This is a genomic window from Bacillus sp. ISL-78, assembly GCF_018613455.1.
GTDB classification, from domain to species: domain Bacteria; phylum Bacillota; class Bacilli; order Bacillales; family DSM-1321; genus Peribacillus; species Peribacillus frigoritolerans.
In genome coordinates, this window is the sequence record NZ_JAGGQC010000003.1 from 133111 (window position 1) to 155646 (window position 22536).

Sequence of the window (22536 nt, forward strand, 5' to 3'; positions counted from 1 at the left end):
AATGCCTTAACACTCAATTATTGGTACTTGAACGTAAAAAGGTAAACCACAATTGTGGCTTACCTTCTTGTTAAGTTAACTCTACAGTTACTGGTCTCCACTATCGAGAAATTCTGAAAACTCATGTTTAACCTCTGGACAATAACGAATTACCATGAGAGAAGAACACAAATTTAAAATACTCCTGCCAAGTTGGCAGAGGGTATCATATCCAGAATGACAATTCCTAAGTGGAGTAAGTAATTGTTTTTTTGTTCCCTCATCATTTACTATATTTTGGAGTGCTGTAAATCCATGGGTTTCTAATGAATAACCCGCATACAATAAACGATGGGTGGCTTCAAACCTTGATGCTAAGTGTGTAAAATTACCTGCACCTTCATAAAGACTATACCATTTAGGCGGAAAATGTTTGTTTTTCCTTTCTAACTTTGCTTTTTCTTTATGCCATGCTTTATTTACTGATTTCAATGGCTCATATGATAAAGATGATTTGAATTTTGCTACTTTTTCTTTTAGTTCTTCTTTCGTGTATATACCAGATAATTCTTCAGTTTTCATTGCTTCTTTTGCCCAAGTCAACTGTTCATGCATGTAAGAAACATAGTATGAATTTGCTCGATTTTCCAGTAAATTCTCTTTTTCAAAAATGAATTGCATGCCAATAGATGTTTCATACAATGTTCTAAATGTTGACCTGGCTGCACTGTTTGAATCATGGTCTAAAAGAATAAATAAGCCATCTGCTTGCTCTAATACCTTTCTATATATCGAAATTATGATTACATCATGGTGCTTTAAATTCTCTTTACTTGCGGACAATTCTAAAATTTGTTGCCCAGCTTGTATTGATTTACTTAATGTATTAAGGTTTGGATAATCGGTCGAATCTTCAATATTCGTGTTCTGTATTTCTTCAAATAAACTCAATAGGAATCCTCCTGTTTTTTTGCCCTAATTTATATTCTATTAGTAATAATACACTATTTGTATTTTAGGGTTATTATTCAACTGTCCTACACTAATACAAAAAAAAGCGTTCCTGCTTAATACAGAAACGCAGCTATCGGTCGGAGAAGAACCTAACTTAATACTCAACTACATTAAACCAATGACCATCTGGACCAATAGTTATATGAGGAATTCTATTTAATTCAAATATTTTGTAATTGTCCAAATTTTCCTTGGTTCCCATCCAGGAATAATCGCATAAATATAACAATCTTGCTTGTAAATGCTATTGATTATACCAAAAAACTCCTGTTCATCTATTTCTTTATCAAGTAAAATTTCCTGTACATTCGGAACACTTTCCAAATCAAAATCCCTCCCTTTGTATGATAATTCAATTAGACTGGAGATTTCTCCTTCTCCATACAGTAGGTAATGGTTTGCAGTTACTGCTCCTCTTTTACAGTCTAAGAAATAGGGTGAGCGACATCTTAAACACCACAATGAACCATTCTGAGCGTCTGCGGGCGTGACTCTATGGCTTTTACGACTATCCAGTGCAGTAAATTATTAGGACAATCCCAAAAAAGACATCCAACTATTGGATGCCTTTTCACAACTACTTAATTTGTTCTTAATACTGCTTTCAATAATTTGATTGTGTTTCTTCCACTCGGGTGTTAATTGCTTAATTGAAATCTTAAATGGTTGTTACTTCTTGTTCTACATCCATAACCTTATTAGAAATTCTTCTTCTCTCGGTTCATTCCATTCTTCTAAGGCTTGATTCATTTCAGTCCAGTCGTAATGTGATACTAAAGTTTCGTTTCTATGGTCTGGTTCAATTTCTGCTACTCCATAGGAAGACTTCACAATATCTAATAGTCCAATCGGTAACTCATGAAGTTCTTTTGTATTTAGATACTCATATGCCGAAAAAGACTTTGAAGACCCCTTCTCATAATCATGCGGCATCTCAGCCTCAAATGTGTGACGCATAACAAACTTTTTGTTTCCTCTAGAAAAAGCTAATCTTTCTAATTTGTGATTTAATGTCAAAGTAGCTTTTAAAGAACTGGTACTTCTTCTGTTCCCTTTTCTATCAAGTTCTGTTATGTCGTAATCATGAATTACAGTATATTTTATACCAAAATTATTTAACATATTTAGTAAAACATACATAGTTCCCTTTCCATTACAGTTAACTACAGAAGTTTTATGATAATCTTCAGGGTTCAAGAGATTGCTATTTACTAACTTTTCTCCTAACACTTTCAAAGCAATTACCTCCGTATCCCCTTCAACCAGTATTACTCTGTCAGCAAAAAAGACCTCGTTTACATAAGGATTAAACCGTAAAAGAGCTTGAAGTCGTTCTTTTTCATGCGTTGGTAAGCCATAAACATCTGAATTAACTTGATTTAAACCAACTTCATTGTCCTCATTTATAAATACTTTTGCGAGTGTTCTATTCGGTTTGGACAAATCCACAAAATTAGGCGAATGTGATGTCGCAATTACTTGAAAGAATCCATCGTCTGCTAAACTGTACAAAGTATCTTTGAACACTCTTGCCAAATGGGGATGTAAGTAGAGTTCGGGTTCTTCAAGAGCAACAATTAAAGGTCTTTTGTTTTCAACATTTTCTGTCTCAAAGCGTCTCTTGTATTTCCTAAAACCTTTGAAAACTGACAAAATAAATGTTCTTTGCACACCATTCCCTTGATGTATTAACTCTGTATCTAAACCATTATAATTAAAATTTGTAGCAACGGATGTACTTACAATATCATCTAATGGACTTACATTTACTTTAAACTTTACATCTGTTGAAGTTACATCATTTAAAAAAGCTTTTACTTCACCTTCAAAGTATCTTATTTTCTCATCATTATGCTCATTGATTCTTTGTTGAAGTAATTGAGTTTTCTCATATGCTTCTTGATATTCAGGTAAACCTGCAACTACATTCTTATAAAGGGTGAAAAGTGTTTTCATATGAGCCGAATTATTTTTTAGTTCATCGTTAGCATCTTTGACCGCAGGTATATATATGATTTCTGGAAAGACATTTAGGAAGTGCGTTCCATTTCTTCCACCCCCAAGTCTTCCTTCCCAGCCTTCCTGTTCTAGGTCATGGGATTCTGCTCCAGATGTCTTGGAAGCACGCTCAACGTTTACACCTTCCTTATATACGGCTCGTACAATAAAATTACCTGTATCTCTGTGAATAGAATTTCTGATACCGTGCATCTCAATCTCTTCATCAGTCAAATCAGTGAATGTCGCATGAAAACTAATAGGTTCTGACATATTATGTTTATGGTATAAATGCTTGCTAAGTTGAAGTTCTTTACTTCCAAATTGATTTAGTGCCTGCAAGATAGTGCTTTTACTACAGTTATTTGGTCCGATAATAATAGAGATATTCTCCACATCCATCGTAAGTTCTTTAATTCCTTTAAAATTTCGAATTGTAAATTTCACTAACTTCATAATATCTCCTCCCTTTTTTAACTCATTCGACATGTTTTTACAAAATCCTCCATATGATGAAAATTTTATTAAAAAAACATCTAGGCAAATTGGATATTTTGAAAGGTTAGCTTAGGACTAACAACTTAAATCAAAGCAAGAATAGGCTAGTAAATACTTATTAAAATCACAGTTTTACTAAAGGTTGGTAACCAAGTCTTGAATTCAGACCACATTGGAAGTTACTCGGTGGTACTTTAAGAAGAGAGAGAAAGCAGAAGAAGAGTGATGCAAGCGGTGGGGAGTGATACAAATATTAGAAAGCTTAGCAGTGACAATTGATTGAATCCTTAGGAGAACTTACTTAGTGAGCCTTGTGGAGTCTATTTAAGCCATTCTAAGCGTCAGTAGGATGTGGGGGACACTAAACTCACTTCTCTGCTTTCAATTAATGTGTTCAGAGTTTAGGAGAAAACTAGAAATAGAGCGGAGAAATACAACACAAACCACTTTGTAATAGACACTAAAAGAACTTGGAGTTTCCCCAAGTTCTTTACATTGTTGTGTAACAATCGCACCCGTTACTTTAAGTACATTTTTTCACATAGTTAGTATAAACCAGATGTTGTTTGAATACGAAGTATCATTGTACTCTGCAGTAACTAACTTGTTTTTGTAGTTATTTTAATCACATCAATATAAAAACCACTATCATGAATGGACGCAACTATCTAAACAACTTTAGTAAAACAACTTTCCTTCACTAGATAAACAATGTGTTTATCAATCAAATAACTCTTTAATAATTGAACTTAGAGTGGGGATAATAATATATTATTATCCCTATCAGGGTCAAATGCACCCTCATCATCCTCAAATCTATCGTGCGTCCAAGCTCCAAAGAAATCTTCTATCAAACCCTCTCTTGCAATCCATAATAAGTTTGTAGGAGTATAAATTTTTTTTCGAACAAAATATGTTAACCTATACCAATCTTCACCATCTCTTAAATCGACTGGCTTTTCATTTTCATCTACCAAATATCCTTTGTATTTATACCCTTCCTCTAAATCCTTATTTGTTAATTCAAAAGTTTCTTGAATGTGTTTATCACCCGTAACCTGCATTATTTCACTGTTAAATTGTGCTATCTCAGTTAACAAACGTGCATTATTAATTGCTACTTCTTCCTTGATAACAGACTCACCATTAGAGGAATAACGCTCTAAACCATTAGCAGGAAAACGATACGAATATAACTCTCTGTATCCTTTAGTAGAAAGCAATAACTTCTTTATTGAATCAGCTACATCGTCAGATAATGCTCTTAATTCATTATAAACTTGATTGACGGTGTTTTGATGAGTTGAGGATATTAATCCACCTTGCTTCCATTCAATAAAAGGGTTTGAGAATAACAATGCTCTACTTGTGTTTAGAAGTGAGTAATAATACAAATAAGGGACTACAATTTGTAAATTATTTTCGTTTGAAAACACAGCACTATTTAATAGCATAGTGGATGCTAATGTCATTTTCAGTGATAAATAATTTCGAAGTATCCATTCAACTTGCTTTTCTTTTGACCAATTCTTAGAAATAGTAACAGCTTTCTGCTTTTGACGTTCTGCATATCTCCTTAAAGCATCCTCTGAAAAATGTTTCGGAAGCTTAATGTATTCAAAACCACTTTCCACCCCTGTTATATTGTGAACTTCATAATCTACCTTCATTATTAATCCCACTCCTTTATCACTACTTTTTCTAATTATATCACTCAAATATAAAGAGCCAGGTGTTTCTTCAACTCTTCTGCCCATTACTTTAAGTAAATTCTTTCACAAACTCACAATCAAATTAATGTTACACAATAAAAGAAGAATTTTATTAGTTTGTGTAAATCTGTTTTGCATTCCTATCTAGGTACAATCATTCGCCCCGACACACGAAAAAGGAGAGCCTCAATCGAGAGACACTCCTGTGAATATTACATATTAGTATATCTCCGACAAACCGTGTAGTTTTCTTGATTTATTTTTAAGATAATTACGTTCTGTTTCTGATAATTCTTTATCGCCTATCTTGAATAATGTCTTATTCATAAACCAATCATTAGATTCAATTTTCCAAGTGATATTATCTCTTTCGCACCATCTCGAATATACATTATGGTCTCTAATTTCTCCTGTTTTTGTGATTTCACGCAGAGTTAACTTGAATAACAGTTTAGAATCAAACAAGGCTGAAATATATGTTGAAACTGTTTTCTCATTTATGTTTGCGTATTTAGTAATACTCTCAATTTTCTCTGTTGAATACTTGTCACCTTTATCTCCAATCAACGCTCTAGAAACTGCCATTAGATAAAATGATATTATATTGACTCTACTGTGTTTTGATTCAAATGTAAAAAGTTCAACTGCATCATCTATATAGACAGTAGTGTAGGTGAATCCAGAATTAATCAACTCTTTGTCTATTTCTTCGTCTTCAAATCTGCTCAGGAACTCTTCGCTATACACAAAGTCATTATTAAACTTGACGAAGAACATTGTACTTCCTTTTAAATAAATTGGTTTAATCTCTTTTGATAAGGCTAGGTCTGAATAGATACTAATAATGTTTAGTTCTTCAAGTTCTATAAGTCCTTGCTTTGCCATGTTTTGATTTTCGGTACGCTGCTTGAAACCTACCAAACCTAACAATCCGTTAATGCTTGTTTGCTGAAATAATCGAGTTTGATTTATGTTACGGCTCATTGCTAATGATGTGTAAATCATCTTGCTCATGTTTGAGATTCCATTATTACGAACGATTGCATTTGGAATCATGATGTATGGCTTATCTGTATTCTTTGTTGACAATTTATATCTTCTTTCTCATGACTAAGTTTAACTATTGATAATAGTAGCCATGTTAACTCTCTCCCTTCAATTTGAAATTTTAAAAAGCTCAAATTATAAGCGTCCCCCTTGTGGGGCGCTTATATATCTCTTTTTAATCTAGTTTTTCTTTATAATAGTTTCTCTTTATAACACCCCCACTCCGTGTATGTTTTCATACACTTTTTTCTGAGATTTGAAGAATGTGTGTATGTTTTTATACATAGACTTCAAGTATTTCAGAAATCAATGTATGCTTTTATACATAAATTTCTGAGTACTACTGGTTGTTTCATCTTTGATATAGGAAATCAACATATTTATAAATCTATAGTAAACATCGTTTTAGCACGATTTTTAAACTCTTCATTTTTTATCTTCCTTGCAATAAGGTTCGCCAGTTCTTTATCTGATAAAAGCATGTATTCTTCCTCTTCTACTCCCATAAACTTCAAAAAGGTCTCAGGCATTAATCTATATTCAAAACGGAGTAATTCGGCTAGGGTAATCGGCTCATCTTCACTAAAAAGTAATCCCAATTCTTTTACCTCTCCGTATTCAAATTCACTATACACATCCTCTACAGCAGAGAGCGTTTCCTCTAGTACCTCAACATTTGCTTTATTTAATGTGTAAGTATTTGCGTTTACGTAGGGAGAGTAATTACGAAAATAGGCAACTTTAATATAGTCTTTCATTAGTTCAAGGATTTCTTCCCCATCCAAATTTGGCTTATATTGATTACTAAATGTAAAGTCTATAGCGTATCGCATTACATCAGAAGTATTTAACTCCTTCCCTTCATTTTCAAATATTTTTTTACTTATTTTTTCTATCTTATTTAACGTATCGTCAGTAAGTCTAATACTTTTCACTGTCGAATTTTTTTCCATAAACCTTCCCCCTCCGTTGTAATACGTACGTAAACGTTGTAATACATTTAGGATTTATACTTATTATATTATGCTATTTATATTTTTACAATGGTTTTCACTACGTTAATATGCAAACCAAAAATATATTACAATACTTCAATTAAATAATTTCAATCAAAAGAAAAGGTATCTTACATTAACGATAGAATGTATATCTCCCTTATCTTTACAACAAAAAAGAGCAGCCATAATGACCGCTCCCAAATGTTTCTTATCACAGAATTAAACACTCCGTGCTGGCATTGTACTTATTATTCCACTTATTGATATACCCTTACTTTTACTCAATGTGTATTTATATATGAATATGAATCGTTTTAATGTCAAAATAGTCAACAAGCTTTTGCAAATTGAAAAGACCACTAACATGTTTTCACTAGTTATCTACACAATTCAGCTTCCCTTAATACTTTAAGGAAGGCTCATTCTAAGGGAACTTTATTAACTGTTTAGGTTGATAAACTTAATTTTCCTGGTCACGCAGTGGTCACAGAAATGGTCACATGTAGTCACAAAAAAGCTTTGGTTTTAGCTATTATCCATTTTTTACCTTTTGTTAAAAAATCACAAAACCCTTATATATCAACATTTCCAGCCCACATCGACGGCATCAAACAGGACGGCACTTCAGAACCTGTCTTCCGTAATGGGGACTGGGCGTTTTAATTAACCGGCTTTAAGCCCCTTCCATCACTTGAAAACCTTCAGCCACGTGATTTCTGCAGTACCTGGGAACATGTGGCTGTTTTTTATGCCCAAAAAGGGAGACAAGCCCGTAGTAATATCGCCTCCTTGCTTCGAGTAAGTTCATTCGCTATAGCATGCCTGACTCCACTTAATCCCAAACAGTGACAGCCATTCCTTGTTCAAGCAAAAAAACGCAATCCGCCCTTCTCCTTCTGCAATCGCTCTAAAACATCACCCACTAACTTCCTCTTTATATCATTCAATATTATTGGGCTCAGTGCCATATGCATAGTCTGTTTTTTATACGTAATATGTTATTGGAATATGTTGAACACATCTTTCATCGCCAAATATGTTATACTATTAGTAAAGAGGGTGGCTAAATTGAAAAGCAATAAGTATAATACTGGTGAAACAGTAACCATTCAGGATACTAATGAATCAGTAACCATTAATAAATGGGCATATGTAAAAAACATGAAGAGATATTCTTATACTGTTAAAGAACATCCAACTACTTTTTTCTTTGAAGAAGAATTTAAAAAAGCTTAATGACAAGTCACTAAAAACCTACTCAGTTCAGAGTGGGATTTTTTTTTGCTTTCATTTTTTAGCACAATAAAAAACAGACTCCCGAGGAAGTCTGTTCATATAGGTTACGATTTAATTTTAAAATTAAGCTTTTTGAACGTTAGCAGCTTGAGCTCCACGTGCACCTTGCTCAACTTCGAAAGTTACTTTTTGACCTTCGTCTAAAGATTTGAAGCCTTCGCTTTGGATAGCTGAGAAATGTACGAATACATCGTCTCCGTTTTCGCGTTCGATAAATCCAAAACCTTTTTCTGCATTAAACCATTTAACTGTACCTTGTTCCATTGTTGTTGCCTCCTAGTGCATAACACACATTGTATTACTATTTTTAATCATTTGGAAAATAACGAGTATCCTCTTCCACAACCAAAAACAATTCTTTATTAGATTAACATGAAATGACGCAGATAGCAAATTATCCAGTGATAATTTAAAGATGGTCCACATTCTTTTTGCCTTCTCATTTTCTTTATTTATTCAATTTAATGATTCAGATAGTAATTAATGGGTATATCAGAGTAATAAGAAACAGTACGATTACTTAAAGAATTATCAACAAGGAGGACACTCAATGAAATATTACAAAGTTTCTAATAGCGGTTTTGACAGTAAGGTCATTGTAGCCTATAGCGGGTATGAGGCACTCGGGTATTATTTAATGGAAATCGATGATCAACTTGGTTTTGTTGATGATGTAGATGTCGAAGAAGTGGATGCTGATGATCGAGTAGAGATTTCCTATACCGGCTATCCCGTTTATATGACACTTAAGGAGCTATATCAGGAGAAAGATTTTTGGCAAGTTCCTAATGTTGTCGTGGAAGTCGAATAATGAAAGCATCCACCTTTTAGGAGATTTCGTAGTTACCTCCCAATCAACCCGGTCAAATAGTATTTGGTAATCGCCAGATATTCACGGGTATATGATTTCAACAGTGACACTTTTGGTGTCTTTGCCGGCAATCCCTTCATGTCCAAGCCTTCTTTTTTTGCTATTTCGACTGCCCGGTAGATATGAAAGTCATTGCTAACGATCAACCCTGAGGCTGCTGTATCAGGAATCAGTTCTTTTGAGAAAACAATATTTTCTTGAGTTGTTGTAGATTTGTCTTCCATCATGATGCGTGCTTCTTCAATTCCTTGGGTGATTAGGCCCTGTTGCATTGCTTTTGCTTCTGATATATCTTCACCCGGTCCTTTTCCGCCAGATACAATGACCACTGTGTGTTTATTCGCCGATAAATATTCTGCAGCTTTATCAATCCGGTATTGTAAGGATAATGATGGAACCGAACCTTTTACCCTCGCTCCAAGAATAATGAGGTAATCGGCATTTTCCGGAATTTGCTGGTGAATGCTTTCCTGAATTTTCATGTGCAAAATTCCAAAATACCCCAGTACCGCAATGAAGCTTACTACACAATAAAGTTTCATCGTCCTTTTCAAAATTTTTCCCCGCTTCAGTTTCTTATCATATATGACTTTCATTACCATTAACTCCTATATAACTAAGATTGAAGAGAGGGAAATCATGAAAGACTTCCCTCTCTTCTCAATCGACAGTTTATTCTGCGACCATATCATCATATATCATTTTCCCAATTTTACTGATTACTTGACGGCTTTCTTCCTCTGATTTCATATCTTCAGTAAGGACGGCAGCATAAACAGTTTGTGTTTCTGACCGAATGATTGCACAATCATGGGCCACTCCCCGAATTCCGCCCGTTTTGCTTGCGACTTTGACCCCTCTGCCCATCAGTGATGGAAGTTTGTCCCTTAATTGCTGATTGTCAAATACACGCAAGATTCTTTCCTGGCTTTCTTTCGTTAAAAAGTTGCCTGTATGTATGGCTTTTAAGCAGGTAATCGTATCTTCCGCCGATATGGTATTGTCGCGCCCTTCTTTTAATGCCTTAAAATCCTGCATTTTTCGTTCAAGGACAGTATTTTTCAAACCAAGTTCCTTGATGCATTGATTGATTTCCTCAAAGCCGAGCAGGTTCATCATCATATTCGTGGATGTATTGTCGGAAACGGTTATCATCAATGTCAATAAATCCTCTACGGTCAAAAATACCTTATTCGATAAGACATGCAGGACCCCGGATCCCCCAGTCACTTCACTTGGCGGGATGGTCACTGGTTGGTTCAAATAGATTTTCTTTTGTTCACTTTGACGATAACCTTCGATGATCATTGGTATTTTGATCAAGCTCGCTGATTGAAAGGATTCATTCTCGTGATATCCAATCGTGTCCCCAAGACCATTTTCAATTTTATATGCGATTCTCCCATTAAATGTTTCAACTAATGCCAAGATATCATGTTCTATAGTTTGTAAGGTCATCTATTTCCTGCTCCTCCCTTAGATATCATTTAAAACCCTATAAAAAACTCCCTTATACCCTAACTTATTCTACCATGTTAAAAGCAGTACAATCCTATTAGAAATTCCAAATTGAATAAATTTTCATATAAAAAAAGAGCCTTCATATTGAAGGCTCCCTTAATACCTGTCATTCATCTAGCTTTAACGGCACGGCCCTTTACTAATGGGAATCGTTTCTTCTCGGTGGTATCCACCTGTGTGATTTTACCATCATGTACGGTTATTAAAACCGATCCATATTGCAGATCTTCCAAGCTTGAAATGATATGCCTGATTTTCAATTCTTCTATCTTTTCCATAATATCTCTCCCTTCACTACTGGTAATAAAGCTTCGTTTAACGCCTAATGTTTAAAGTGATCGCATGAAAAGCGCAGGCGCTTCCCACTTTCAATGTTTTCTTGGGAACTTGGTTTACCTATCATATCCTCATCTAACTTTCCGTATAAGAATAACCAGTTAATAGGAACTCCATATTCCCTCCCTTCCCTATAAAAAATAAAAGGCACCCGCCATCTAATCAGATTAGATGTAAGGGTGCCTTTAGTTGACTAATCGGCAATATTCGGAAATGGCAAATGTTATAGAAAAATACGATTCAAGCAACAAACCATATTATTCTTACCAACTAACTTGGTATTTACTAATATAATCCATTTTCCCCCTATTGTCAATCCTGTGTTTAAATTTTCTGATTAGTCCGCCTTTTACATTTTACTTATTTACCACTTTACCAAACTAAACTGTTTGAGATATACTATTTTAGTATAAGTTGTCGGTATTAACACACACTTTGTATTTAAGAAAGGTTCGATATAAATGGTAAATAAAAAATGGGGTTTATTGATTTTGACCACTTTCGTAATTGGAAATATGGTCGGCGGCGGAATTTTCATGCTCCCTGCTCAATTAGCACAGGTATCCAGTCCGTTAGGGGCCACATTGGCATGGATCGTAACTGGACTGGGAGTTTTTCTAATAGCTTTGGTGTTTGGTAACCTGGCAGTCCGTAAACCGGATTTGAAGGCTGGACCGCAAAGTTATGCTCAATCATTATTTAAATCTCCTGCTAAAGGAAGGCTTTCAGGGTATAGCATGGCTTGGGGCTATTGGGCTGCGAATTGGGCTGCGACAGCTTCTGTCATCATTTCATTTGCTGGTTACCTATCAACGTTTTTCCCGGTGATGCATAGTGCAAAAGTGATTTATACAGCGGGGTCGTTTCAACTTGAACTAGGTAAAGCATTAACGTTTGCGGTATGTTCCGCTGCCCTTTGGGGGATTCAGGCAATCTTGGTAAGAAGTTTTAACAGTGCTGGGAAAATGAATCTTTTTGCTACAGTTACAAAAGTGCTTGGATTCTTATTTTTCATCATTATCACGATATTCATCTTTGATACTTCCAATCTAGGAAACGGAGCTGAATTTTATGATAAGGCGGGAACTGCAATCTCTTTAGGCGATCAAGTGAACGCTGCTGCCATTTCAACATTATGGGCCTTCATCGGTATCGAAGCTGCCGTCATGCTTTCTAACCGTGCCAAGTCACAAAATGACGTAAAGAAAGCGACGATTCTTGGTTTACTTATCGCTGTTGCCATTTATATCGGCATTACTTTATTGACGATGGGTGCCATATCACAAGACGAGTTGAAAATATCACAAAAACCGCTTGTTGACGCACTACAAGCAGTAGTTGGTTCAAGCGGCACGTATATAATGGCTGCTCTTGCCGTCATTTCCTTATTGGGATCGACGATCGGATGGATTGTCGTTGCATCGGAAGTTCCTTACCAGGCAGCGAAATCGGATTTGTTCCCGGCCTATTTTGCGAAAGCAAACAAAAATGGCACACCGGTTCGTTCTATGACAATAACAAATATCATGACACAGATATTTTTATTCTCCACTATTTCAGGTACGATTTTGGAGGCTTATAAATTTTCGATGATCGTCGCTACACTTGCTTACTTGATCCCGTATCTTGCATCCGTTCTGTATCAATTGAAACTGGTCATGACCGGGGAAACCTATGACATCATGAAAGGCTCAAGGGTACGTGATGGCATTATTACAATCTTGGCGTTAATCTACTCGATCTGGGTCATCAAGACAGGTACAGCCGATATGAATACATTCATACTTGGCATTGCCTTATATGTATTCGGAATCATCCTATACCCACTCTGGATGAGAAAAAAAGCATAACCTTGAACACCTAGGCATTTTTAAATGCCTAGGTGTTTTTTATATATCTTTCACAATCAACGTGGTTTTCAGCTGTACCGTTTCCCCTGAGCATAACTCCCTCAATCCAGTCAATTTTGCAGGCAAATCCAAATTAGGAGCATTCGTTACCCAAGTATATGGTTCAGGACAAACGAACCCCTCCTGATTGAACAATACCCAAAACTTAAAATGTTGATCGCCTTGATAGATGACTTGTATGCCAGCCTCTTGATCAGTGAGAATGCACTCGTTTTCCGGATTTCTTTCCTTATCATAGCCAAATAAGTCATCAAATTGCCGGCCGTCCAAGCTCATACCGTTTTGGATTTCCAATGTATTGGACGTTTCATGAATTACACCAGTGGGCAACGACCTTGCATTCAACTGCCAATGTTTATTGACGGGAAGAGATATTCTGCACTCCTCCAATTTCCCCCCTGGTCCAAATGGAAAATTGAATACAGTATGATAACCTGCTCCCCACGGAAAGGGTTCAATGCCCTTGTTGGTGATTTCCAATTTTATTTCCAATGTTTCAGCCCTTAAAGATAAAGACATATTCACAGTGATATCTTGTGGAAAACTCTCTTTTAGATCAAATTCACTGCTTGAAAATTCAGTATTAATGACGATTTCTTTCCCGTTCACTTCCTTTTTGCGGACTTCCCACGGCATGTCATGCAAAAACCCATGAATATGATTGGATTTTTCCTTTTCATTGATTGGAAACTTATACGAAGTCCCCTTATATGTAAATTGACCATCTTCAATTCGATTAGGAGGAAACAGGATTGGCATTCCGTATAAAATGGAAGCTTTTTTATACTCCTCCACACTATCCGGAGTTCGCAGCAAATCAATATCCTTATGCTTGTATTTCAATGAAAGCAGATTGCTTCCTAAAGATGGCACAAGTATCGCTTCCACTTTTTCATTGCCGAACTTTATGGCCTTTTCATTTAAAAAAGTGATATCTTCTATATACCCTTTCACTTTTTCTCCTCCTTTGACTTGAACATATATCCATCCTACTTCCACAGACCATTTTTTGCAACAAATGGAAAATATATTTCATCCTTACTCTTTCTAAGTTTGAAATAGTATGTGTAATCGAGAATTTTGCTTAATTTGCTTTGCTATTTTCTATTTTCCTTTTATCCTTTTCCTTCTCCCGGACGACTTGTAACTTTTTAAATAAAAAAAGGATGCCGTTACGGCATCCTTTTTTACTTATCTATTACTTTCACTTACCAAAGCCACTATACCTTCATCATCATCCAAAACAAGTTCAATACCTGAGTATGGATCTTTATTCATATATTCATCCAGCCATAAACGAAGCGCTTCTATCAAGTTGATGGTGATTAACACTTGTTTCCGGCCATCGACAAACGCTTCCGCCGAAAAGCCATAATCATCATCATACATTAATTCCACTTCCACCTCATTAGGTTGTACCTGCTTTTTACGGGCAATGTAAACACAAACCGCATTGATGATATCTTGTTCGGAAATCTTTAGCCTCTCCATGGGTTTGGATCTTCTTTCTTCTTCTTATCTTTGAAGTATGTGAATATCTTACGGATTACAACGATTAATACTACAACCGCCAACACGTTGATTAATAGACCAAGTATAGAACCAAGCATTCCCATATTGGCAAATAGGCTACCAAAAAGTAAACCTGCCAATCCTCCTAGCATAAGTCCTTTCATTAATCCGCCTTTTGCGAATGTGTTTCCACTCTTGGCTTTATTGGCAGTAGTGGCATCGGATTTTTTCGTTTCTTTATTTTGGAAATTCGAATTATTATTGTTGTTGCTGTTAAAGCTTCTTTTTCCGGACTTGTAACCCCTAGCATCGACTGACTCCGCATGATCCTGGAATACATAAGTGCCGACTGGCGAGAATGCTAGTGTAATTGTAAGTAATGCAGCCATAAATTTTTTCATCATGTTTTTTTGCCTCCGTTTAATAGTATGGAATGTTGTTTCATTATATCTTTTCCCAGATTAATTGAAAGTCCACATCACCTATCCTTGTTTTATCTTATAGTATTTACGTTGAAATTCAAAATAAGTTTCATTTTTTTCGATTTTTTTCAAAAAAATAAGCAGGGGATTTTCTCCCCTGCTTATTTTTGTACTATTAGTTTACACGAACGACACGGCCGTTGAACTTACTTGCCCAATATCCGCTATCCATATTGGCAATTGCAACACCTGTTGAACTTTGGGAACCGATAAATTTGCCGCCGCCGACATAAATACCGACATGCCCATCCGTTTTATAGGTATTGAAGAACACTAAATCTCCAGGTTGTTTTTGACTGCTGGATACTTGACGTCCTGCACCTTTCAATGCATCCGTACTGGCTGGAAGGTTCACACCAGCTTGTTTATAAGCCCATGCAACGAATCCTGAACAATCGAAAAGACCGTTAGCGATATCGGATGCTGTTCTTCCGCCTCCAAATTTATATGTGGAGTTACCGATATATTTATAACCTGCTGTAATGGCAGAGCCTGTATTTGCACTGCTTGGCTTACTTGATGTTTCGGTTTTACTTGCTGCAGGTTTAGCAGCAGAACTGTTTTTAGATGAATTTGAAGATGATTCAGCTTTAGAAGGACTTTTTGCTGAAGCCTCTTCTTTGGAAGAACTTGATGATTCTTCGCTAGAAGAACTTGATGATTCTTCACTGGAAGCATTAGAAGAATTCACTTCTTCAGCAGCACGGTCAAGATCTGCTTTTTCCGATGCTTTACGTTCTTCCTCTTTTTTGATATTTTCACGAATGGAAGCTATTTGTGCTTCTAGACCAGCATCTTTATTCTCTAAAGATTGTTTAAGCGCTTCTGTTTCCGATTCTTTCTTTTCGATCTTAGCCTTCATATTGACAGTTTCAGCTTTTTGATCTTCAATTTGCGATTGCATGCCTTTAAGCTCTACTTCCATATCTTTAAGGCTTTGCAATTTCTTCTCAACGGTCGCTTGTTTTTTCTCTAGGTCAGCTTTATCCGCTTCCTGCTCGCTAAGAATCTGTTGGTCAGCTTCCACGATAGTGGCTACCGCTCCAACACGATTAACGAATTCACCAAAGCTTTTAGAGCCTAAAACAACTTCTAGGTACTCAACGTCCCCGCCGCTCTCTTGGAAAGAAAGTGCGCGCTCTTTCAAGACTTCCTCGCGTTTTGCGATTCTTTCTTCCAACGCTTTAATTTCTTTCTTTAAAGATTCTATGTCTTTTTCGGTGTCTTTAATTTCTAGTTTAGTATCTTTGATTTTTTCGTCATTTTCTTTCATTGCCGATTCGATCTGGGCAATTTGGGCATTCATTTTCGATTGTTCTTTTTTCAATTGCTGAATAACTTGTTCTGCCTCTGAAATATCTGATTGTATTCCTGTACGTTGCGATTGAATATCCGTGATAGATTCAGCTTTTACAGACGGTATGGCAAAAGCGCTTCCTAATCCAAGCATAATTGTCGTGTTCAATACGATAAGTTTTTTCTTCAAACTCATTTCCCCTGCTTTCCTCCCCTTGCATTTCCATCGACCCACTTCTTTTTCTCTATGAAAAATGATTAGTCAAAATAAATTGCTGGGAACTCTTCTCTATTTTTTTACTATTTATGTAATCTTCTAAGGTTGAGATAATATTAAATACATTGCTTAAACTCTACTATGTTTTCATCTAAGTCGTAGTATATCATCAGATTTTGTCAAATACGTAATAATAATATTACAATTATATTTCAATTTTAACATTAAACATAAAGATTCGACTTTTTACGTGATAAAACATCCAATATCTTACATAATCACCTTCGCATTTTGATGCAAGACTTTCTATCTAGTGTTTACCACCAAGGGACCATGGACTATCGGCAGGCAAAAACTCACCACCTATGAATGTACGGTAGCCCTTTTGGAACAGATTTCAGCCCATTTACCCTTCCTACAGGAAGGGCCACTAACAATCCCATAAAAAAAACCGCTTTCAGCGGTTTTTTCGTCAAGATCCGACCCACCCTTAAATTCCAGCCATAAAGTCGACAAAAACTTTCAATTCTTTCGGTCGGACGAATACCTTTTCCCCTTTGCTTATTTCCAGATTCAAATATTGTTCCTTCGTCAGTTCGATTTCCAGCGGTTCGTTTGTATCCTGACGAATGACTTCTATCCGGACGATGGGGCCAATTGTATGGATGTGGTCAACTATGGATGCGATCGAATCCTTTTCCGCTGGTTCTCTTTCTATGATAAAGTTATGGGCCCTTACATAACCAGTGCCCGCTCCATCTTCACTGCCTGGGGCATTCATTTCTACATTGCCAGTAACCAATTTCCCTTTATGCACGTTGCCCTTGAATAGATTGACACTGCCTAGAAAATCATAAACAAAGGGATTTTCAGGGTGATCATATACTTCTTCCGGGGTTCCAATCTGTTCAATTTTCCCTTCATTCATGATTACGACCCGATCAGCAACATCCATCGCCTCTTCTTGATCATGAGTCACGAACACACTTGTAACATTGAATTCATCATGAAGTCTTCTTAGCCAACGACGAAGTTCTTTGCGCACCTTGGCATCCAATGCCCCGAATGGTTCATCAAGCAAGAGGATATTCGGTTCAACGGCAAGTGCCCTTGCCAATGCGACACGTTGGCGCTGGCCGCCTGATAATTGCGATGGATAACGTTCTTTATATCCTTCCAACTTGACGAGTTGAAGCAATTCGGTAACCTTTTGTTCGATAACTTCTTTACTGGGCCTTGTTTTTCTTGGGCGAACCTTTAATCCATAGGCGATATTATCAAAAATCGTCATATTACGAAAAAGGGCATAATGCTGAAAGACGAAACCCACATTTCGATCTTTTACATGCTTGTGCGTATAATTCTCTTCATTAAAAAGGATTTTTCCTTTCTCAGCCTGCTCAAGGCCTGCGATGATACGCAGTAATGACGTTTTCCCCGATCCGGAAGGGCCAAGCAGGGCTACGAGTTCACCGCTCTTTATTTCCAGATCGATGTTCCGGAGTGCTTGATAGGACCCGTAATATTTTGTAACATTTTCTATGATGATACTCATTTCATTCCTCCTATCTCGCTTTGGTTGATTTAAAGTCCGTTTTCCACTCTATGAAGCTTTTAATGATCAACGTTATGATTGCAAAGATGGACATCAGGGATGCAACCGCAAAAGCGGCCGAAAATTGATATTCATTGTATAAGATTTCAATGTGAAGCGGCATCGTATTGGTCATGCCCCGTATATGTCCCGATACGACCGATACAGCTCCAAACTCCCCAATTATTCTGGCATTGCAAAGGATGATTCCATATAGAAGTCCCCATTTTATATTGGGAAGCGTCACATACCAAAATGTCTTGAACCCTCCCGCACCCAGCGTGAGTGAGGCCTCTTCTTCAGACGTCCCCTGACTTTGCATGAGCGGGATCAATTCGCGTGCAATGAATGGGAAGGTAATGAAAATGGAGGCAATGACAATCCCTGGTATTGAAAAGATCACTTTAATGTCAAGTGATTGCAGCAGTGGACCAAGTGTTCCATGTAAGCCGAACAGAAGGACAAAAATCAACCCGGCAATGACCGGTGATACGGAAAAAGGCAAATCTATCAATGTAATTAAGAAGTTTTTTCCCTTGAAATCATATTTTGTTATGGTCCAAGCGGCAACCACTCCAAATATGGCATTGAGCGGCAAGGTGATGAGGACAACGATCAATGTTAACTTAATCGCAGCCACGGCATCAGGATGGGCGATGGCCGCAAAATACGCTTCGGCACCTTTTTCAAAGGCTTTTACAAAGATTGCGATTAATGGTACCACTAAAAACAAAGTAAGAAATAGCAATACAATGGAAATGAGGATCCACTGTATGGATTTAGGCTCTTTAGTTGCGTTTCTCGTGATAATGACTGGGTGATTCGCTTTTGCAACCACTGAATTATCATGTTCCATCATATCCCCCCTACTTCCCTGAATATCTTTTGCCGGTCCACCATTGTAAGATATTGATGGTGAACAAAATTATAAATGTAATAATGAGCATGACGGCTGCAACAGCAGTTGCACCTTCATAATCATACTGTTCAAGCTTTGTCATGATGATCAGCGGGGAAATTTCGGTTTTAAATGGCATATTTCCGGCAATGAAGACAACGGATCCATATTCTCCAAGGGCCCTCGCAAAAGAAAGGGCAAAACCCGTCAATATCGCTGGGATCAATTCCGGGAAGATGATTTTAATGAATGTCTGCATTCGATTCGCCCCTAAAGAGGCAGACGCTTCTTCCATCCCTTTTTCGATATTTTCAAGCACCGGTTGAACCATCCGCACCACGAATGGCAGACCGATAAATATAAGGGCGATGATGATCCCTGCGGGTGTGAAAGCGACTTTAAAGCTGAAGAATTGCCCGATCCATCCGTTCGGTGAATACAAGGTGGTCAACGTAATCCCTGCAACGGCAGTCGGGAGGGCAAAAGGCAAATCAACCAGTCCATCGATGATCCTTTTGCCGGGAAACTCATAACGAGTAAGCACCCAGGCAATCAATACACCAAAAACTGCGTTAACAATGGCCGCAGTTAACGCTGTCAAGAAACTCAATTTATAAGAAGCGAGAACCCTCGGTTCAGTTATGGTCGCCCAGAAATCCTGGAACCCCATTGAAAATGTGTTTAGAAAAACCATCGATAACGGGATCAAAACGATGATGGTGAGATACAGCAGCGTAAAACCCATCGTCAATCCAAAACCGGGTATGGTCCTCTTTTTCGTTTGTTTACCTTCAGTCACTATATTCATCGCTTCGCCTCAACCCTTTTTCTGATTTATGAAGGAGAAGATGCTAAAGCCACACCTTCTCCTTCATGCTTATTGCTGTTGGTAAATCTCGTCGAATGTGCCACCATCATTAAAATGTGTTTCCTGGGCACTTTTCCAACCGCCAAATGTATCATCAACAGTCACCATATCGATATTGGCAAATTGGTCTCCATATTCAGCGAGGACCTTCTCATCCCTTGGACGATAGAAGTTTTTCGCGGCAATTTCCTGACCGGCATCCGTATACAGATATTTCAGGTAGGCTTCGGCCACCTCCTTTGTTCCTTTTTTCTCGACCACTTCATCGATAACAGCTACCGGTGGCTCTGCTAATATACTGATTGAAGGGTTGACGATTTCATATTTGTCATCACCGAATTCTTCCAGTGTTAAATAGGCTTCATTCTCCCAAGCGATCAGTACGTCACCGATTCCCCTTTCCACAAAAGTGGTCGTTGCACCGCGGGCCCCTGAATCCAGGACTTCAACATTCTGATAAAGTTTTTTCATGAAATCCTTCACTTTTGTTTCGTCATTATCGAAATTTTTCTCCGCATAAGCCCAGGCAGCCAGGTAATTCCATCTTGCCCCTCCGCTTGTCTTTGGGTTCGGTGTAATGACAGATACATCCTTTTTAGTAAGATCATCCCAATCTTTAATGCCTCTAGGGTTATCCTTTTTCACCAAAAACACAATCGTTGATGTATATGGTGTCGAGTTCTGTGGTAAACGTTTTTGCCAATCCTTCGCTAATAGGTTACTAGCTTCATAAATGGCATCAATATCATATGCTAACGCCAATGTAACGACATCCGCCTCCAATCCGTCAATGACAGCCCTGCCCTGTTTACCAGATCCGCCATGTGATTGTTGTATCGTTACATCCTGACCTGATTCTTCTTTCCAGTGCTTCACGAACGCTTCATTGAATTCCTGGTACAATTCCCTTGTCGGATCATATGACACGTTCAAAAGCTCTACTGACTTCGATGTTCCGTCCCCTTTCGTTTTTTCCGAGTTGCATCCAGCAAGTACACCGAAGGCTAAAATCAAACTTGTCAATAACATCAACTTTTTCATGAGCTTCCCCCTTTTTTTACAGCAAAAAAGGCATACTATTTCCCTTCATTTATTTTATGGGAGATAGTATGCCTTCAGTTCTCTGATCAGCAAGTATTTTGTTTTTTGTATATCCTTACCATAAAACAAAGTTTACCAAGTTGTCAACTAGGTATTGCATGTCCCTTTAATTAAATTCATTCATGTTTTGCAGGTTGAAAAAATCCCCTAAACACGAAGGGCTCGATCCACCAGGGAGATCGAGCCCTTTTTAATACCTATACATTTGATGATTTTTGATAAAGCTTGTTTTCCACGATATACTGATAACACTGATCAGGCAGTAAATATCGTGGTTCCCCTCCCATTGCGAATTCATCCCTTATATATGTAGAACTGATTTCCATGGAAAGGCCTTTATCAATAAGGTGAAATGTATTGCCATCATCATAATTCCTTAGCAATGGACTTTTGGATATGATTTTCAGCATATCGATTCCATCCCGAGCCATGACGATGAATTTATGATTGGCAATCAATTTTTCCCTGAATTTCCATCGTAAGTGTACCGGCAACTCCTGATTATCAATATCTTCAAGTAAATCTGCACCCATTATGAAGTAAACTTCGTCTTTTGGAAATCGTGATTTAAAATATTCCATCGTATACCAAGTATATTGTTTACTCGTTCCGGCACGTTCATTAATTTCATAATCACTGACTTCGAATATCGGGTTGCCCCCTATTGCCAGCTTGAGCATTTGCCAACGGTGTTCATTGCTTGTTTTCATCTGTTTATCGATACGGCCATTTGCGCAAGGTAAAAAAATCACCTTGTCCAGCTTAGCACGATGCGCAATGGTGGATGCTGTCCATAAATGCACATTCGTTACCGGATCGAAGGAAGATCCGTAAACCCCAATTTTACCCATCCTATTATTCCCCTCCTCAGCCTTTCTTTTTCACCACGGCCCTGACCGGGCTCCCGTCCCCTGCTTCCAATCCCAGCGGCAATGCAGCCAAATCGTACAGCCCAGGCTAACAGTCCATCAAGGACCAGCCCTTCGAGGATATGAATTCCACAGCCTGACAGTTTATTGTGGGCAGGCAATTCTTTGCTGTCGAGACAGTCGACTGAAGGTAAATCAAGCCCAAGGAGCCTAACCCCTTTATTTGCAAGGAAGGGAGCTAAATCTGGTTCAACCGGCGGAATCCATTCCGGAAAACGGCTAAGGTCCTTCCATTGACCTGTTGCCACCAACAACCGCCGGACCCCTGTCAATTCGATGCCTTCAAAAGCTTTAATGCCAATGCTTTCAGCTTCATCCACCTTTACTACGGAAGCAGTGCCAATATATAAATCAAGATCGAGTTCGATGATTTTTTTTCCATTCTCATCAAAATGATAGGGAGCATCAATATGAGTTCCTAAATGTGTACTCATCCGGATTTCTCCTATATCGAGGGAA

The 22536-nt window shown here is 37.6% G+C and carries 23 protein-coding genes; 3 read left to right on the forward strand and 20 right to left on the reverse strand.

The window, feature by feature from the left end; all coding sequences use genetic code 11:
• Positions 1 to 87: 87 nt before the first annotated feature.
• The 6 genes from J7I96_RS03105 to J7I96_RS03130 form a co-directional block, all read right to left on the reverse strand.
• Positions 88 to 930, reverse strand: coding sequence for a DUF5677 domain-containing protein (locus J7I96_RS03105; protein ID WP_214922881.1), 843 nt, complete (start codon positions 928 to 930; stop codon positions 88 to 90).
• 219 nt (positions 931 to 1149) lie between these two features.
• Positions 1150 to 1317: a hypothetical protein gene (locus J7I96_RS03110; protein ID WP_214922880.1), complete on the reverse strand. Its 168-nt coding sequence runs from the start codon at positions 1315 to 1317 to the stop codon at positions 1150 to 1152.
• Positions 1318 to 1674: 357 nt separating this feature from the next.
• Positions 1675 to 3447, reverse strand: a complete 1773-nt coding sequence (locus J7I96_RS03115) for an ATP-dependent nuclease (protein WP_214922878.1) — start codon at positions 3445 to 3447, stop codon at positions 1675 to 1677.
• 791 nt (positions 3448 to 4238) lie between these two features.
• Positions 4239 to 5159, reverse strand: coding sequence for a hypothetical protein (locus tag J7I96_RS03120; protein WP_214922876.1), 921 nt, complete (start codon positions 5157 to 5159; stop codon positions 4239 to 4241).
• A gap of 261 nt (positions 5160 to 5420) precedes the next feature.
• Positions 5421 to 6290, reverse strand: coding sequence for a hypothetical protein (locus tag J7I96_RS03125; RefSeq protein WP_214922873.1), 870 nt, complete (start codon positions 6288 to 6290; stop codon positions 5421 to 5423).
• A gap of 338 nt (positions 6291 to 6628) precedes the next feature.
• A complete protein-coding gene (locus tag J7I96_RS03130; RefSeq protein ID WP_214922872.1) occupies positions 6629 to 7201 on the reverse strand; it encodes a hypothetical protein in 573 nt (190 codons plus the stop codon).
• Between the two features lie 1113 nt (positions 7202 to 8314).
• Here J7I96_RS03130 and J7I96_RS03135 point away from each other — a divergent pair.
• A complete protein-coding gene (locus J7I96_RS03135) occupies positions 8315 to 8482 on the forward strand; it encodes a hypothetical protein (RefSeq protein WP_164468809.1) in 168 nt (55 codons plus the stop codon).
• A 123-nt stretch (positions 8483 to 8605) separates the two neighbouring features.
• Here the strand turns inward: J7I96_RS03135 and cspC are convergent, their stop codons facing one another.
• Positions 8606 to 8806, reverse strand: a complete 201-nt coding sequence (gene cspC, locus J7I96_RS03140) for a cold shock protein CspC (protein ID WP_034314312.1) — start codon at positions 8804 to 8806, stop codon at positions 8606 to 8608.
• A 286-nt stretch (positions 8807 to 9092) separates the two neighbouring features.
• Here cspC and J7I96_RS03145 point away from each other — a divergent pair, with 286 nt between their 5' ends.
• On the forward strand, positions 9093 to 9353 hold the full coding sequence (locus J7I96_RS03145; RefSeq protein WP_214768985.1) for a hypothetical protein: 261 nt from the start codon (positions 9093 to 9095) through the stop codon (positions 9351 to 9353).
• 32 nt (positions 9354 to 9385) lie between these two features.
• Here J7I96_RS03145 and J7I96_RS03150 read toward each other — a convergent pair whose 3' ends face one another.
• The 3 genes from J7I96_RS03150 to J7I96_RS03160 all read right to left on the reverse strand — a co-directional run bounded on the left by J7I96_RS03150 (position 9386) and on the right by J7I96_RS03160 (position 11212).
• Positions 9386 to 9985 carry a YdcF family protein gene (locus J7I96_RS03150; protein WP_396020059.1) on the reverse strand — a complete coding sequence of 200 codons (600 nt, stop codon included), beginning with the start codon at positions 9983 to 9985 and terminating at the stop codon, positions 9386 to 9388.
• A gap of 100 nt (positions 9986 to 10085) precedes the next feature.
• Positions 10086 to 10871 carry a serine hydrolase gene (locus J7I96_RS03155; protein WP_214768988.1) on the reverse strand — a complete coding sequence of 262 codons (786 nt, stop codon included), beginning with the start codon at positions 10869 to 10871 and terminating at the stop codon, positions 10086 to 10088.
• 173 nt (positions 10872 to 11044) lie between these two features.
• Positions 11045 to 11212 (reverse strand): YezD family protein, encoded by a 168-nt coding sequence (locus J7I96_RS03160; protein WP_214768989.1) that lies wholly within the window; start codon positions 11210 to 11212, stop codon positions 11045 to 11047.
• 519 nt (positions 11213 to 11731) lie between these two features.
• On the opposite strand from J7I96_RS03160, the gene J7I96_RS03165 reads away from it, so the two are divergent.
• Positions 11732 to 13120 (forward strand): amino acid permease, encoded by a 1389-nt coding sequence (locus J7I96_RS03165; protein WP_214922871.1) that lies wholly within the window; start codon positions 11732 to 11734, stop codon positions 13118 to 13120.
• 39 nt (positions 13121 to 13159) lie between these two features.
• Here the strand turns inward: J7I96_RS03165 and J7I96_RS03170 are convergent, their stop codons facing one another.
• The 10 genes from J7I96_RS03170 to J7I96_RS03215 form a co-directional block, all read right to left on the reverse strand.
• Positions 13160 to 14134, reverse strand: a complete 975-nt coding sequence (locus J7I96_RS03170; RefSeq protein ID WP_214768995.1) for an aldose 1-epimerase — start codon at positions 14132 to 14134, stop codon at positions 13160 to 13162.
• 237 nt (positions 14135 to 14371) lie between these two features.
• Positions 14372 to 14671, reverse strand: a complete 300-nt coding sequence (locus tag J7I96_RS03175; protein WP_034314323.1) for a YxcD family protein — start codon at positions 14669 to 14671, stop codon at positions 14372 to 14374.
• Positions 14659 to 15093, reverse strand: coding sequence for a hypothetical protein (locus J7I96_RS03180; RefSeq protein WP_214770118.1), 435 nt, complete (start codon positions 15091 to 15093; stop codon positions 14659 to 14661). The genes J7I96_RS03175 and J7I96_RS03180 overlap by 13 nt, the downstream gene beginning before the upstream one ends.
• Before the next feature lie 196 nt (positions 15094 to 15289).
• A complete protein-coding gene (locus J7I96_RS03185) occupies positions 15290 to 16666 on the reverse strand; it encodes a C40 family peptidase (protein WP_311315177.1) in 1377 nt (458 codons plus the stop codon).
• A 511-nt stretch (positions 16667 to 17177) separates the two neighbouring features.
• Complete coding sequence (locus J7I96_RS03190) at positions 17178 to 18242, reverse strand: sulfate/molybdate ABC transporter ATP-binding protein (protein WP_214769012.1); 1065 nt, start codon at positions 18240 to 18242, stop codon at positions 17178 to 17180.
• Between the two features lie 10 nt (positions 18243 to 18252).
• Complete coding sequence (cysW, locus tag J7I96_RS03195; protein ID WP_098184765.1) at positions 18253 to 19137, reverse strand: sulfate ABC transporter permease subunit CysW; 885 nt, start codon at positions 19135 to 19137, stop codon at positions 18253 to 18255.
• 10 nt (positions 19138 to 19147) lie between these two features.
• Positions 19148 to 19987 carry a sulfate ABC transporter permease subunit CysT gene (cysT, locus tag J7I96_RS03200; protein WP_214769014.1) on the reverse strand — a complete coding sequence of 280 codons (840 nt, stop codon included), beginning with the start codon at positions 19985 to 19987 and terminating at the stop codon, positions 19148 to 19150.
• 69 nt (positions 19988 to 20056) lie between these two features.
• A complete protein-coding gene (locus tag J7I96_RS03205) occupies positions 20057 to 21088 on the reverse strand; it encodes a sulfate ABC transporter substrate-binding protein (RefSeq protein ID WP_214769016.1) in 1032 nt (343 codons plus the stop codon).
• A 257-nt stretch (positions 21089 to 21345) separates the two neighbouring features.
• Complete coding sequence (nadD, locus tag J7I96_RS03210; protein WP_214769018.1) at positions 21346 to 21999, reverse strand: nicotinate (nicotinamide) nucleotide adenylyltransferase; 654 nt, start codon at positions 21997 to 21999, stop codon at positions 21346 to 21348.
• A complete protein-coding gene (locus J7I96_RS03215) occupies positions 21957 to 22511 on the reverse strand; it encodes a cyclase family protein (protein ID WP_311315176.1) in 555 nt (184 codons plus the stop codon). Before J7I96_RS03215 ends, nadD begins: the two co-directional genes overlap by 43 nt.
• Between the last annotated feature and the right edge of the window lie 25 nt (positions 22512 to 22536).